This is a genomic window from Pedobacter sp. Leaf41, assembly GCF_001422545.1.
GTDB lineage: Bacteria > Bacteroidota > Bacteroidia > Sphingobacteriales > Sphingobacteriaceae > Pedobacter.
The window spans coordinates 1-14,704 of the sequence record NZ_LMLE01000012.1 but is presented as its reverse complement, the minus strand read 5'-3'; the positions used below and the strand labels follow the sequence as shown (position 1 = coordinate 14,704).

Here is a 14,704-nt window from a genome sequence, read left to right as displayed (position 1 = left end):
AAAACTCATTTATTGTTATTTGGTCCTAATGTAAGCGTCGATTAAAAAGCAAATAGCAAACACTACTGATGCATATCCGTTTAAAGTTTGAAACGCTCTGTTTACTTTACTAATATCATTTGGTTTTACTAACAGGTGCTGATAAATCAGCATCGAACAGAAAAATACAATCCCAACATAATAAACCCAACTAAACTCGGTAAAAAACACCGGTAGGATCACACAGATTGCAGAAAGTACATGCAATAAAACCGACACATTGAGTGCATTTTTTATGCCAAGTGCAGACGGAATAGAGTGTAATTTTTCTTCACGGTCGAAATCTTCATCCTGTAAGGCATAAATAATATCAAATCCACTTACCCAAAAAAGAACTGTTAAAGAGTATAAAACCGGCACCAAAGCAAAATGTCCGGTTACTGCGATGTAGGCGCCAATAGGGGCTAGTGATAAGCCTAAGCCTAAAACAAGGTGACACAATGCAGTAAATCTCTTGGTGTAGCTGTAAAATAAAACGACAAAAAGCGCCACAGGCGATAGATAGAAGCAAAGGGGATTGATAAAGTAAGTGGTAATGGCAAAAAATACGCAGTTTGCAATTACAAAAATTAAGGCCTCGTTAGCAGATACTTTTCCCGCTGGAATATCCCGCATTTGGGTTCGTGGGTTTTTGGCATCAATGTTTCTATCCAAATAGCGGTTAAACGCCATTGCAGCATTTCTGGCGAAAACCATACAAAGCAATACTAAAATTAATTTATACCACGAAAATGGATTTTCGGTAGTGGTAACGCCCAAGAAAAACCCAATCATTGCAAACGGTAAAGCAAAAACCGAGTGAGCGAATAATACGAGTGAAAAGTATTTTTTCATTTACTGATATACGAATATTGTTATGTTAAGATCTCAAACTTCTTTTTGAAAACTGCGAAGTGCCTAAAACTTTTTATAGTCTGATGGAACCACAAAATCTTGATTCACCTCTGTAATGAAATTTAAAACTTCATCTTTCCCGTTCCCTTTTTCGGCTGATGTAATAAAGGTTGCGGGGATCTCTTCAAAAAACTCACCTAACTTTTTCTTAAAAGCAGCTACATTTTTTTGAGTGGTCGTCATACCTTGTTTATCTGCCTTAGTGAAAATTAACGAAAATGGAATTTGTTTTTCGCCCAACCAATAGCAGAACTCAATGTCAATCTGTTGTGGTTCTAAACGGCTGTCTATCAATACGAAAACACATTGTAAGCTTTCTCTTTTAGTGATATATGCACGAATGAATTTCTCCCACTTTTCTCTACTGGTTTTAGAAACCTTCGCGTAGCCGTAACCTGGCAAATCGACAATATACCATTTCTCATTAATTAGAAAATGATTAATCAGTTGCGTTTTTCCGGGCCGCTGAGAGGTTTTTGCCAATCCATGTTGATTAACCAACATGTTAATTAAAGAAGATTTGCCCACATTCGACCGGCCAATAAATGCATACTCGGGCATTGTTGGTATGGGTAAAGCCGAAATCTGGGTGTTGCTGCAAACAAATGTTGCCGTTTTGATAACCATGTTGCAAAGGTAGGGTTTTGAGTCGGAAGTCCGAAGTCTGAAGCCTTTAGTCTAAATCTGCAATCTCTTGATATTGTAAAATTCGCTCAAGCATATAGTATATCTGCTCGCCAAAACTGCATTTAAAGTCATCTGTAATCCACCTTTGGTTTAATTTTCACTTTTTATCGCTTTTGATGTCTTTTGATACTTTGGACTTCCGACTATTGACTCCCGACTTCGGACTTTTTCCCTATCTTTGCCCCTATACCATGAATCAGAATATCACTCCTTATCAAGTAGAAGACGCGACCAAGAAAGAGCAGGTTGCAACCATGTTTAACAATATTTCGGGTACCTACGATTTTTTGAACCATTTTCTTTCTTTAGGGATTGATGTACTGTGGCGTAAAAAAGCAATTAAAGAATTGGTTTCCATTCAACCGAGAAATTTACTGGATGTAGCCACAGGAACAGGCGATTTTGCTTTCGAAGCGATTAAAAAACTCCATCCTGAGAAGGTTATAGGTGTAGATATTTCTGAGGGAATGCTGGACGTAGCTAAGAAAAAGATTAACGAGCGTAGCTTAAACGAAACTTTTACTGTTCAGTTGGGCGATTCGGAAGGCCTGCATTTTGAGGACAATACTTTCGATGCCATTACTTGTGCATACGGAGTTCGTAACTTCGAAAACCTCGAAAAAGGTTTAACAGATATGTACAGGGTGTTAAAACCCAACGGCAAAATGGTCATTTTAGAATTTTCAAAACCCCGTGTTTTTCCAGTAAAGCAACTATATAATTTTTACTTCCTGCATGTTACACCATTCTTCGGAAAGTTGTTTTCGAAAGATGCCAGAGCCTACACTTATTTGCCTGAATCTGTAGCCGCTTTTCCTGATGGAAGTGATTTTACAACCCTTATGGAAAAAGTTGGTTTCAAAAGTACCAAACAAAGAATTTTAACGTTTGGAATAAGTTCAATCTACGTCGGTACTAAATGATAAAAAAAATAAGCCTCATCCTTTCGTTATTCACAATTTCTACGGCTTGCCTGGCTCAGAACTGGGGTGGGGGAATTGACGATGAAGATTGGAGCTTTGGGTTTAATTTTCAGTATATTTCTGCAGAATACAAAATTCTTAAAAAAGAAAACTGGCGGGCGCCTTTTTACGAAGTTCCAAATTCTTTGGGCGTGTCTTATGATCCGAATTCGGGTTTGCCGGTTACAAATTCTTTGAATGCTATTTCAAGTCCACCATCGCAGGGCTTTGGTTTAGGTTTTGTGATGAACAGACGCTTGGCAGAGAATTTTGATATTCGTGCCACTCCATCATTGATTTTTAGTGATCGTGTGGTTTCCTATGAGTACTTACCTCTAGACCCCATTGATCTCGGTAATGGTCAAACGAAAAATTATCAAACCATAATCGATAAGAAGGTTCAGGCTACCATGTTCGAGTTTCCGATAGGTATAAAAGTTAAATCGAACCGAATGAATAATTTTAGGGCTTACTGGTTGGGCGGTGCTAAATATTCGATAGATATCGCTTCAAAAAAGAAATTCTTCGATGAAGGTGAAACACCGATAAACAAGTTGCTTAAAAATCAACGCAATTATCTATCCTATGAAACGGGAATAGGTTTTGACTTGTATTTCGAGTACTTCAAAATGTCGCCCGAAATTAAGGTGGCCTATTCAACCAATGATTTGCTTCAGCACGACGATACTGCTTTTGCTAATCCGATTGATAAGTTAAAATTACGTCAATTAACGTTCAGTTTAATTTTTCAATAGCCGTACAATTCAAAAAAACTTACCTTTGCCTGCGTTAATAAAACCAATTGCAGCAATGCTCCTGGTTAAACTGAAGCTAAATTATTCATAAACATGTCTAAAATTGCATTAATTACAGGCGCAACTTCTGGTATTGGCGAAGCTTGTGCGCACACCTTCGCCCAACAAGGTTATCACTTAATTCTACTTGCCCGTCGCGAAGATCGTTTAGCAAAACTTTCGCATCATTTGGCTGACAAATATGCCATCGAAATTAAGCAGGTTTTAGCTGATGTTCGAGACAAAGAAAGTTTATCAACAGTGTTGGAAAATTTACCCTCGGATTGGAAAAATGTTGATGTATTGGTTAACAATGCAGGTTTAAGCCAGGGCTTGGATCCGATCGATAAGGGCGATACCAATGATTGGGATACCATGATTGATACCAATGTTAAAGGATTGCTTTATGTTACCAAAATTGTTTCTAACTGGATGATTCCAAATCAATCTGGCCATATCATTAACATCGGTTCAATTGCAGGAAAGGAAGTTTATCCAAACGGAAACGTATATTGTGCCAGCAAACATGCGGTTGATGCATTAAGTAAAGGTATGCGGATTGATCTTTTGCCTCATGGAATTAAGGTGACTGAAATTAATCCAGGCATGGTGGAGACTGAATTTTCGGTGGTACGATTTAAAGGAGATGAAGACAGGGCTAAAAAAGTGTACGAAAACCTGGAGCCACTTATCGCCGATGATATAGCGGATGCGATTTGGTATGTAGTAAGTCGCCCGAAACATGTAAATATAAATGATATGCTGATTATGCCAACTGTACAGGCTACGGCAACGATTATAAATAGAACCCTCTAGCCCCTTAAAAGGGGAATTAAAAACTGGGCGTTGTATAAACCAAATAATAAAATTTTAGAATGGAGGCTCCTTTAGGAGTTTTGGGTATATGATATCAAACACAATAGACCAAGAAATAAAAAAAGCCATGCTGGCTAAAGATAATGCTCAATTAAGAGGATTAAGGGCAATTAAAGCGGCTTTACTATTGGCTAAAACCGAAAAAGGTTCAGCAGAGGAAATTACCGAAGAAACAGAATTGAAAATTCTTCAAAAGCTGATTAAGCAACGCCGTGAGTCGGCTGATATTTACAAGCAACAGAATCGTGAAGATTTGTTTCAGGTAGAGGAAGAAGAAATTGCGGTAATTAACCAGTTTTTGCCACAGCAGTTGGATAGGGCTGAGGTTGCAGTGATTATCGAAAACGTGATCAAACAATCTGGTGCCACGTCGGTTAAAGATATGGGGAAGGTGATGGGTTTGGCCAATAAAGAACTTGCAGGTAAGGCAGATGGCAAATTAATAGCTGAAATTGTAAAAGAGAAGCTCGCATAGTTACGTTTAAAGACTAAAGGCAACAGACCAAAGTAAAACGAATCCAGCCACTGTTTTGATACTTGATACTTGCATCTTCATACTTTAACAAAGGTGTTTATACCGTTATTGGTTTTATTTCAGAAAAATGGCATAGAAATGCGAAAATTTAATTTTACTCTACTAACTTAGTGCACAATACCACCTATAATATATATGACATACCAGATAATTGAAGAAGACGGATTTAAATACATTGAAGCTGGAAAAGGCGAAAAGTTGGTATTGCTGCATGGTTTAATGGGCGAATTGAGTAATTGGGAGCGTGTTATAGAGCAATTTAAAGATCGTTATCATGTAATTATTCCCATTCTACCTATCTACGATTTGCCAATTTTGACTTTAGGCGTTAAAGCACTTTCAAGGTATGTACATCGTTTTTTAAAATTTAAAGGATTAAATCAGGTGGTTTTAGTGGGTAATTCCTTAGGAGGTCACGTAGGTTTGGTTTTTACAGTTGCGCATCAGGAATTTGTTAAGGCTTTGGTTTTAACTGGTAGCTCTGGCTTATACGAAAATGCTTTCGGAGGTTCATTCCCACGACGTGAAAGTTATGATTATATTAAAGAAAAGGTAGAGTTTACTTTTTACGATCCGGCAACGGCAACAAAAGAATTGGTTGATGATGTGTTTAAGACCGTTAACGACCGATCTCGGGTGATTAGGATTTTAACGATGGCTAAGTCGGCAATTCGCCACAATATGGCCAAAGAACTTTCTAAAATAACCATCCCCGTTTCATTGATTTGGGGAAAGAATGATAAAGTTACACCCCCAGAAGTAGCAGAAGAATTCCATCAATTGTTGCCTAATTCTGAATTGAACTGGGTTGATAAATGCGGTCATGCCCCTATGATGGAGCATCCGGAGATATTTAATGGTTATCTGGAGAAATTTTTAGATAGAATTTTACTTAAATAATGTTTGCTGAAGAAATCATATCGAATGCTATTCCATCATTAAGAGCTGATGACACGGTGCAAAAAGCTTTAGATCGTATGAACGAATTTAAAGTGAAGCACATGCCAGTTGTTAGCGAAGCTTCTTTCTTGGGTTTAGTTTCCGAAGATGATTTATTAAATATCAGCAAGCACGATACAATTTTGACGGATTCTGGCGTTAATTTCTTAAACGTTTTTACCTTAAGCGACGCACACACATATGATGTGATTCGTTTGATGAGCCAGCTAAAACTAACAGCTGTGCCGGTTGTCGATCAGCAAAAAAACTACCTGGGCTTAATTTCAATTAACAACATGGTTGATGCCGTGGCCGAACAGTATGCTGTTAATGAGCCAGGGGGAATTATTGTGTTGGAAATCAGTAACAGAGATAATTCTTTGGCACATATCTCACAAATTGTCGAGGCTGATAATGCTCAGATCTTATCGTCTTATGTCAATACTTTTGATGATTCCACTCGTATGGAAGTGACTTTGAAAGTTAATAAAACAGAAATTACATCACTTGTGGCTTCTTTTGAAAGGTACGATTACCTGGTGAAGGAAGTTTACAACAACACACAAATCGATGATGGTTCTCAAGAACGTTATGATTCTTTCATGAACTATCTAAACGTTTAAATATTTTATGAGGATCGCAATTTACGGGAGGGATTTTAACGATACAGTTTTACCCTATGTGCAAGAGGTTTTTAATTTTCTGGCCACTCATAATATTCAACCCGTTTTATATTCTAAGTTTAAAACATCTCTTCACGGTAAAATCAAGTTGCCAGCCAACACGGTAATTTTTCATAACCACAAAGAGCTCAAAGATCATGCAGATGTGCTTTTAAGTTTAGGTGGAGATGGAACTTTGCTTGATACACTTTCGTTAATTCGCGATTCGAATATTCCTGTTATCGGGATCAATTTTGGTCGTTTAGGCTTTTTAGCCAGTATCAATAAAAACGAAATTGAATCGGCTCTTAACGCGTTGGTAAATAAAGAATATAGCTTAGATACGCGTTCACTTTTGGTTTTAGAATCAGATAATGGATTATTCGGTGAAGAAAATTTTGCGCTGAACGACATCACCATTCATAGGCGAGATAATTCGGCCATGATGATTATTCACGCATCAATGAATGATGAATTTATCAATTCATATTGGGCAGATGGATTAATTATTGCCACGCCAACAGGTTCTACGGCTTATTCGCTCAGCTGCGGCGGGCCGATTATTTATCCAGATTCAGAGAATTTTGTGGTAACGCCTATTGCTCCCCACAATTTAAATGTGCGACCAGTAGTGCTTCCCGATGATAATAAGTTGTCCTTCGAAGTGGAGGCCAGAGAATCTAAATTTTTGGTTTCGTGTGATAGTAGAACCGTAACGGTTGAGCGTTCAGTTAAAATATCAATAAAAAAAGCCGACTTTTGCATAAACCTTATTCGTCTTAACAATGAAACTTACTTAAACACGTTAAGGAATAAATTATTATGGGGCATAGATACCCGTAACTACTAAGTATGACGCTAAATAAACTCCTAATCATCATCTTATTTCTTATTACCGGAGGAAAAATATCTTTTGCTCAAGAGGGCAATTGGGAAATAGGGCTGATGGGCGGTGGCGCAGGATACCTAGGTGATCTTAATCAGAACCACCCTTTAAAAGTGAGTGGTATTTCGGCCGGAGTTTATGGAAAGAAAAACTTCAATCAATACTTAGGCGTAAGGTTAAACTATACTTACGGGCAGATTCAGGCTAAAGATTCAGAATCAAACAATGCACAGTTTAGAGAAAGGAACTTAAGTTTTAATACTTCCTTAAACGAATTGAGCGCCTTAATCGATTTCAATTTTTTTAATTTCAATTTGGGTGGCGGAACCCGTCAATTTACACCCTACTTATTTGCCGGTGCTGGTTTTGTTGTGTTTAAACCGAAAGTTAAATACGACGGTGAAACCTATCGTTTGGATCGACTGGCAACGGAAGGACAAGAGAATGGATATAAAAATGCCGTTTTAACCATCCCTTATGGCGTGGGTTTACGATACAACTATAAAGATACCTGGAGTGTTTTTACCGAGTTAGGCTATAGAACGCCATTGACTGATTATATTGACGATGTTAGTGGAAGGTATCCAGAAAGCGATAAACAGGTATTTGTTGGTTCAGATGGAAATCGCATCAATTTATCCGATCCATCTATCGGTCAGATTGGTGTTGCAGGAACCCAAAGAGGAGATTTTCGAAAAAGGGACACTTATCTATTTGTTAGTGTTGGCATATCTTTTACCTTTGTATCCTCAAAATGCTACTCGTTTTAAGCTGATTTTGACTTAATTAATGGATTTTAAAGAACAAATAGACTATAGCCGCCTGCCAAAGCACATTGCCGTGATCATGGATGGGAATGGAAGATGGGCAAAAGGCCAGGGAAAAGTACGTGTTTTTGGGCATGAGCAAGGTGTACTCTCTGTAAAAGATATTGTAGAAGGCTGTGTTGAAGTAGGTATCGAATACTTAACCCTTTATGCTTTTTCTACTGAAAACTGGAATCGTCCGAAGGAAGAGGTTGATGCTTTGATGCAAATCTTAATCTCAACAATTAACAGAGAAACCGAAACGCTCAACAAAAATAAAGTTAAGCTTAATGCCATTGGCAACATATCATCTTTACCAAAAGAGTGTATTGATGATTTGAAAGAAGCAATGGATAAAACCGCCCACAACGAAAAATGTACCTTAACGCTGGCACTTAGCTATAGTGCAAAATGGGAAATTGTTGAGGCGGCCAGAAAAATTGCTGAGGCCGTAAAAGATAATACAATCTCAATGGATGATATCGATGAGGATCTCTTTTCATCGAAACTTACAACCGTAAATATTCCAGACCCGGAGTTAATGATCAGAACAAGTGGCGAACATCGGATAAGTAATTATTTGCTTTGGCAAATGGCTTATACGGAGTTTTATTTCACTGAGGTTTTGTGGCCAGATTTTAGAAGAGAAGATCTCTTTGAGGCTATTGTTGACTATCAAAAACGCGAACGCCGTTTCGGAAAAATTAGCGAACAATTGAACTAATTTTTCTTTTAACACTTTTTAACAAGCGTTTAAACTAACTTAGCACCACTTTTATACGATAAATGAAACCATAATAAGGGAAACATGGCAAATGTAAATTTTGCTAAAAAAAACATTGTTACCTTCGTGGCCATTACTGAACAAATTATTTTAATGAAAAGAATATTTCAAGTTTTAATCCTAGTCATTTTAGCTGCTCCAGCCTTTGCGCAAATACGTCCGACAGGTAAGGCACCAGCAACCCCATCTTTAAAAGTTGGAGGCTTAGATCTCGATTATTTTAGTCCAAAAGAATATATCATTGGTGGCACAACCGTTACAGGAACACAATATCTTGATAAAGATGTATTAATCACCTTATCAAAATTAACAAAGGGAGATAAAGTTACCCTTCCTGGTGAGGCTACTTCTGATGCGATTAAAACGCTTTGGGCACAGGGATTGTTTGACGATGTTAAAATTAATATCGAAAAATTTGTTCAGGATTCTGTGTATTTCGAAATCGAAGTGGTTGAACGTCCTCGTTTAAGTTCAATCGATTTAAAGGGAATCAGTAAATCGCAAAAAACGGCTATTCAGGAAAAACTTAATGATAAAACCGGGAAAATTGTAAACGACAACTTATACAACACTACTTCGGCTATTGTAAAGAAGTACATGTTAGATAAAGGATATTTTTTCACTACAATAGATTACAAAACGCGTAAAGACCCAAATGCTGAAAATAGCGTGGTATTGGAAGCTAATATTAATAAAGGTAGCCGTGTAAAAGTTCAACGTATCGAATTTACCGGAAACAAAGATTTTAAAGCTGCTAAGCTTAGAAAGTACTTAAAAAATCCGAAGCAATTTGCATGGTGGCGTTTTTGGGGTTCAGGAAAATTCTCTAAAGAAAAATATGAAGAGAACAAAGTGAAGATGATTGGTAAGATGCATGAAAAGGGATACCGTGATGCTGAATTACTGAAAGATAGTATTTACCAATACAACAAGAAAAGGGTAAATATTAAAATGGATTTATATGAAGGAAAGAAATATTACTTCGGTAATATTACCTGGGCTGGAAATGCCATCTATCCTGATAGTATTTTAAATAAAGTTTTAACCATTGAGAAAGGTGATGTATTTAGTGAAGAAAGGTTAAACAAGAAATTAAACGGCGGTGGCGAAAATGGTGGCGACATCAACAGCATGTACACCGATAATGGTTATTTAACTTTCAATATTGATCCGGTACAAACCAAAATTTATGGCGATACGGTTGACGTAGAAATGCGTATGTATGAAGGGCCGCAATACACCAACAACAGAATTACTTTAAAAGGGAATACGATTACCAATGATAAGGTTGTGTTACGTGAGATTCGTACCAAGCCGGGACAAAAATTTAATAAAAGTGATTTAATCCGTACCATTCGTGAGATTGGTCAGTTAGGTAACTTTGATGAATCGAAGACAGTTCCAACTCCTCGTCCTAATCCTGCAGATGGAACGGTTGATATTGAATATGCTGTAGAAGAAAAACCTTCAGATCAGATTGAGTTATCAGGTGGTTTTGGTGGTGGCCGTATTATCGGTACCTTGGGTTTAACTTTTAATAACTTCTCATTAAGAAACCTATTCAACCTGAAAGCTTATAAGCCACTTCCAAAAGGAGATGGACAAAAATTAAGTTTACGTGGACAAACGAATGGTAAATACTATCAATCTTATAGCTTCTCTTTCTCTCAGCCATGGTTTGGTGGAGAAAAGCCAGTAAGTTTTGGTGTAAGTGCTTTTACCTCACTACAATCAAACGGTTTAAATTCAGACAACTCTCAGTTCCAGAAAATCCGTTTAAATGGTGTTACCGTGAGTTTGGGTAGAAGATTAAACTGGCCGGATAACTATTTCCAGTTAAGCCATGCTGTTAACTTACAGCAATATATTTTAAGTAACTACCCTGGTTATTTGTTTACTTCGGGTACTTCTTACAATTTAAACTTATCGCAAGAGATCAGCCGTGACTCAAGAGATTCGCCAATTTTCCCTAAATCGGGTTCATTTATTCGTTTCACTATTCAGGCCACGCCTCCATATTCGTTGTTTAATAAAGTGAATTATGCAACCGCACCTGATAAAGAGAAATATCGCTTTACTGAATACCACAAGTGGAAATTTGATTCGCAATGGTACCAACGCGTTGCAGGTAATTTAGTAATTAAAGCACAGGCACAATTTGGTTTCTTAGGGCAGTACAACAGTGCAGTAGGTCAATCAGCATTTGAGCGTTTCAAACTAGGTGGTGATGGTATGCAAGGATTTGATTTCTTACAAGGCTCAGAACTAATCGCGATGCGTGGTTATGCGAACAATACAGTTATTCCAGTAGGTTCAGATCCTCGTATTGCACAACAATCTGGTAGTCCGATTTACACTAAATACGTTTTAGAGGCCCGTTATCCTGTAATTGCTAGTCAACAAGCTACTGCTTTCGTATTGGCTTTTGCCGAAGGTGGTAATACCTGGAATAAGTTTAGTGATTTTAATCCTTTCAACGTGAGAAGATCAGTTGGTGTAGGGGCAAGAATCTTTCTACCGATATTTGGTTTATTGGGTATTGATTATGGTTACGGTTTTGATAACATTCCAGGATTGCCTGATTCGAACAAAGGCCAGTTCCACTTTAGTATTGCACAACAATTAGGTGGATTTTAATTGATAAAGTATAAAAATTTAACTAAATATGTAATAAAACGCCTTAAGTTGAGTTTATTAGAAGCTTAGGTTATAACGAATCATTAAATACACACACAAATGAAGAAGTATCTTTTTATCGCATTTTTATTATGCACAACCTTTGGCGCTTACGCCCAAAAGTTTGCTTATGTAGACACCGAGTATATTTTGAAACAGATGCCAGAATATAAGTCTGCATTAAGCCAATTAGAAGTAGCATCTAAACAATGGCAACAACAAGTTGACCAGAATTTTTCTGAAATCGACCGGATGTACAAAGCCTATCAGGCAGATCAGGTATTGTTAACTGATGATATGCGCAAACGCCGTGAAAATGAAATCATTGAGAAAGAAAAACAAGCAAAAGAGTTTCAACGCCAAAAATTCGGGCCAGATGGTGAGCTTTTTCAAAGCAGAGCAAAATTGATCAAGCCGATTCAAGAGAAAGTTTCTGATGTAATCAAACAGATTGCGAAGGCTAAATATCTTGATTTCATTTTTGACAAAAGCAGTGAAGCAACCATGATGATTTATGCAAGCAGCAGCTACGATGTTAGTAATGATGTAATTGTGAAATTAGGTTACAAGCCAGGGGCTGGAAAAAATTAGTATATTCGCCCCCTTAGATTTTAGAAAACAAAAAAAAATAAAAAAGTAAAATAGAACGATGAGAAAGTTAATTAACGTATTCTTTGTAGCAGCAGGGTTAATGTTTACAGCGAATATGGCAAGTGCGCAACAAAAATTAGGTCACATTAATTCAGAAGATGTGTTTGCAAATCTTCCTGAAGCTAAAGCGGCTCAAACTACCTTAGAAACTTTGGGTAAAACTAAACAAGCAGAAATTGATGCGATGATCAAAGAATATCAAACTCAATTGGCTGCAGCCCAAGCTAAAGAAAAAACTTTAAGCGAAGCAAATAAAGAATCAGTTGGTAAAGAATTACAAGCTGCTGGCCAAGCATTACAGGATTTAGAAAAACGCATTACTGATGCCCGTACTAAAGCATCTCAGGATGTTGGTACCAAACAAGGTGAGTTATTTCAACCTATTCAAGCTAAGGTAGCTACTGCAATTTCTGCTGTAGCGAAAGAAAAAGGTTTAGCTTACGTTTTCGATATCGCAAACGGACAAGGTGGTAATAACCTGGTTTTCTGGGAAGGTGGTGATGATATCACTTCAGCAGTTAAAACTAAATTAGGTATTTCTGCTACTGCAGCTAAAGCACCAGCTCCTAAGAAATAAGTCTTGAGTCATAAGTCTAGAGTCTCTAGGTTATGTGAAAAATATAAAGCGGAATCAAAGTAATTTGGTTCCGCTTTTTTTTGGTCATCATCCAACTTTCCAACCTCCCAATTTTCCAACAATAAATAATATCTTTACGGTGATGCAAAAAAGTTCGCCTATAGGTATTTTCGATTCAGGTTATGGTGGCTTAACTGTTTTCCGGTCGATAGCTGATCAATTGCCCGAATATAGTTACATCTACTTAGGCGATAATGCCCGTTCTCCTTACGGTGATCATTCTTTTGATACGATTTACAAATATACCCTCGAATGTGTGGAATGGCTTTTCGCACAGGGCTGTGAATTGGTTATCCTGGCTTGTAATACCGCTTCTGCAAAAGCTTTAAGAACTATCCAGCAAAAAGATTTACCGGTTAAGTATCCAAATAAAAGGGTTTTAGGGGTTATCAGGCCAACGGCTGAGGTCATCGGCAGCTTCACCTCCAGTGGCCATGTTGGCGTAATGGGTACTCGGGGAACTGTAAATTCGCAATCCTATTTATTGGAGATTAATAAGTTTTTTCCAGAGGTTAAGGTATATCAGCAGAGTTGCCCGATGTGGGTGCCCCTGATCGAAAACAATGAGCATTTGCAATCTGGTGCCGATTTTTTTATCGACGAATATTGTAATCGGTTAATGAAGCAGTCTGATGAAATAGATTGCGTTCTTTTGGCTTGTACACATTACCCGTTGCTTCTGCCAAAGTTAAAAAGGGTTTTGCCTGACTACATCAATATTTTAACTCAGGGAGAAATTGTAGCCAAAAGTTTGGTTGATTATTTAGGAAGACATCCTGAGGTAGAAACGAAGTTAAGTAAAGAAGGACTTAAATCTTTTTATACCAGTGGCGATCCGCTGGCTTTTGATGCCCAGGCTTCTATTTTTTTTGGTGAGGAATTGAAGTCAGGAAAGATGTAGTTTAAACTTGAAGTGAAATCAATGTGAAACTATCATCGGATGAATGTAGACCTGATGTCAATATTTATCCGATGGCTATTTTGTTTATTACAATCCGTCATTATTAATGACGGAAAGTTAAAAGCGGCAATGGTAACGCAGCTAAGAATCCTTACTAACAAAAGCATCTATTCTTCTATTAAGATCCTGGAATGAATTCAGGATGACGATCGTTCGTGTGTAATGTAAATCACATGGAGTAAACTTTTGGAGCTTGCTTTGTTCCTAAACCCCCGCCTGCGGCCAATGTCATTAAGTTAGGGATTTTCGTATGCTATCTTTTTGGTTTTTAATCAAATATTTATAAGACTAACTTTGGGGAAACTCCCCTCCCTATTTTCAAGGAGAGGCTCGCTGTGATTCAATGTGTTATTTTCTGCCTCTTGTACCGCTGCTCCTTTAACCACCGCCACAATAGCATTGTCCTTGATTCGGGAAAGATACCTATCGCAATCACCTCCTGTTCGGGAAATCTTTACCTGTTATAGTCCTTATCCTTACCTGATAGCACCTATCCAGCACCATGCAAGCACCATGTTAGGATCGGAATTCTTCCGCTTGAACTAAGGCATTCTCGAAGCAGACCTGAAGCATGCTGGGAGCAGGGTGCAAGCAGGTATGGACGGAAGGTGGATATAAGGTGGACTAATGGTGGGCTAAAGGTGGACTTGAAATGAAATTTAAATGATTTAAACGCAGAAATTTGCTGTATTGGATTGATCAATCCATTGATTACGCTAATATAAATAATTATGGCCAAATTAAGGGTTTTTTAGATTGCCGTATTTCGAAATGAGCTCTTCGTGATGGAAAAATCTTCTTTGGAGGTTTATTGGTAGGATGACGACCGTTCATTGTTGGTGGCTGTGTCTGTAGTTTAGCCAGTTCACTAGATCATCCCGTCATTCCCACGTAGGTGGGAATCTTAATGCGTTG

The 14,704-nt window shown here is 37.7% G+C and carries 15 protein-coding genes; 13 read left to right on the top strand and 2 right to left on the bottom strand.

Going from position 1 to position 14,704, the window contains the following annotated elements:
* Positions 1-15: 15 nt before the first annotated feature.
* Positions 16-873 carry a UbiA-like polyprenyltransferase gene (locus ASE92_RS19640; RefSeq protein WP_056851832.1) on the bottom strand — a complete coding sequence of 286 codons (858 nt, stop codon included), beginning with the start codon at positions 871-873 and terminating at the stop codon, positions 16-18.
* 63 nt (positions 874-936) lie between these two features.
* Positions 937-1,560 carry a ribosome biogenesis GTP-binding protein YihA/YsxC gene (gene yihA, locus ASE92_RS19635; RefSeq protein WP_056851831.1) on the bottom strand — a complete coding sequence of 208 codons (624 nt, stop codon included), beginning with the start codon at positions 1,558-1,560 and terminating at the stop codon, positions 937-939.
* Positions 1,561-1,811: 251 nt separating this feature from the next.
* Here yihA and ubiE point away from each other — a divergent pair, with 251 nt between their 5' ends.
* The 13 genes from ubiE (at position 1,812) to murI (ending at position 13,729) form a co-directional block, all read left to right on the top strand.
* Positions 1,812-2,543: a bifunctional demethylmenaquinone methyltransferase/2-methoxy-6-polyprenyl-1,4-benzoquinol methylase UbiE gene (gene ubiE / locus ASE92_RS19630; protein WP_056851830.1), complete on the top strand. Its 732-nt coding sequence runs from the start codon at positions 1,812-1,814 to the stop codon at positions 2,541-2,543.
* Positions 2,540-3,337 carry an outer membrane beta-barrel protein gene (locus ASE92_RS19625; RefSeq protein ID WP_056851829.1) on the top strand — a complete coding sequence of 266 codons (798 nt, stop codon included), beginning with the start codon at positions 2,540-2,542 and terminating at the stop codon, positions 3,335-3,337. The genes ubiE and ASE92_RS19625 overlap by 4 nt, the downstream gene beginning before the upstream one ends.
* Positions 3,338-3,430: 93 nt before the next feature.
* The gene (locus tag ASE92_RS19620; protein ID WP_056851828.1) at positions 3,431-4,192 is read left to right on the top strand and encodes an SDR family oxidoreductase; all 762 of its coding nucleotides are present in this window, start codon (positions 3,431-3,433) and stop codon (positions 4,190-4,192) included.
* An 88-nt stretch (positions 4,193-4,280) separates the two neighbouring features.
* Positions 4,281-4,727, top strand: a complete 447-nt coding sequence (locus ASE92_RS19615; protein WP_056851827.1) for a GatB/YqeY domain-containing protein — start codon at positions 4,281-4,283, stop codon at positions 4,725-4,727.
* 195 nt (positions 4,728-4,922) lie between these two features.
* Positions 4,923-5,687: an alpha/beta fold hydrolase gene (locus tag ASE92_RS19610; protein ID WP_056851826.1), complete on the top strand. Its 765-nt coding sequence runs from the start codon at positions 4,923-4,925 to the stop codon at positions 5,685-5,687.
* Positions 5,687-6,349, top strand: a complete 663-nt coding sequence (locus tag ASE92_RS19605) for a CBS domain-containing protein (protein WP_056851825.1) — start codon at positions 5,687-5,689, stop codon at positions 6,347-6,349. Before ASE92_RS19610 ends, ASE92_RS19605 begins: the two co-directional genes overlap by 1 nt.
* Positions 6,350-6,356: 7 nt before the next feature.
* Complete coding sequence (locus ASE92_RS19600; RefSeq protein WP_056851824.1) at positions 6,357-7,238, top strand: NAD kinase; 882 nt, start codon at positions 6,357-6,359, stop codon at positions 7,236-7,238.
* A gap of 2 nt (positions 7,239-7,240) precedes the next feature.
* Positions 7,241-8,044, top strand: a complete 804-nt coding sequence (locus ASE92_RS19595; RefSeq protein ID WP_056851823.1) for a DUF6089 family protein — start codon at positions 7,241-7,243, stop codon at positions 8,042-8,044.
* A 19-nt stretch (positions 8,045-8,063) separates the two neighbouring features.
* The gene (locus ASE92_RS19590; RefSeq protein ID WP_056851822.1) at positions 8,064-8,804 is read left to right on the top strand and encodes an isoprenyl transferase; all 741 of its coding nucleotides are present in this window, start codon (positions 8,064-8,066) and stop codon (positions 8,802-8,804) included.
* Positions 8,805-8,957: 153 nt separating this feature from the next.
* Positions 8,958-11,501 carry an outer membrane protein assembly factor BamA gene (bamA, locus tag ASE92_RS19585; RefSeq protein ID WP_056851921.1) on the top strand — a complete coding sequence of 848 codons (2,544 nt, stop codon included), beginning with the start codon at positions 8,958-8,960 and terminating at the stop codon, positions 11,499-11,501.
* A gap of 99 nt (positions 11,502-11,600) precedes the next feature.
* Positions 11,601-12,131, top strand: a complete 531-nt coding sequence (locus ASE92_RS19580; protein ID WP_056851821.1) for an OmpH family outer membrane protein — start codon at positions 11,601-11,603, stop codon at positions 12,129-12,131.
* A 58-nt stretch (positions 12,132-12,189) separates the two neighbouring features.
* The gene (locus ASE92_RS19575) at positions 12,190-12,768 is read left to right on the top strand and encodes an OmpH family outer membrane protein (protein WP_056851820.1); all 579 of its coding nucleotides are present in this window, start codon (positions 12,190-12,192) and stop codon (positions 12,766-12,768) included.
* A 142-nt stretch (positions 12,769-12,910) separates the two neighbouring features.
* Entirely contained in the window at positions 12,911-13,729 is an 819-nt protein-coding gene (gene murI, locus ASE92_RS19570) for a glutamate racemase (protein ID WP_056851819.1), read from the top strand.
* Positions 13,730-14,704 lie beyond the last annotated feature (975 nt).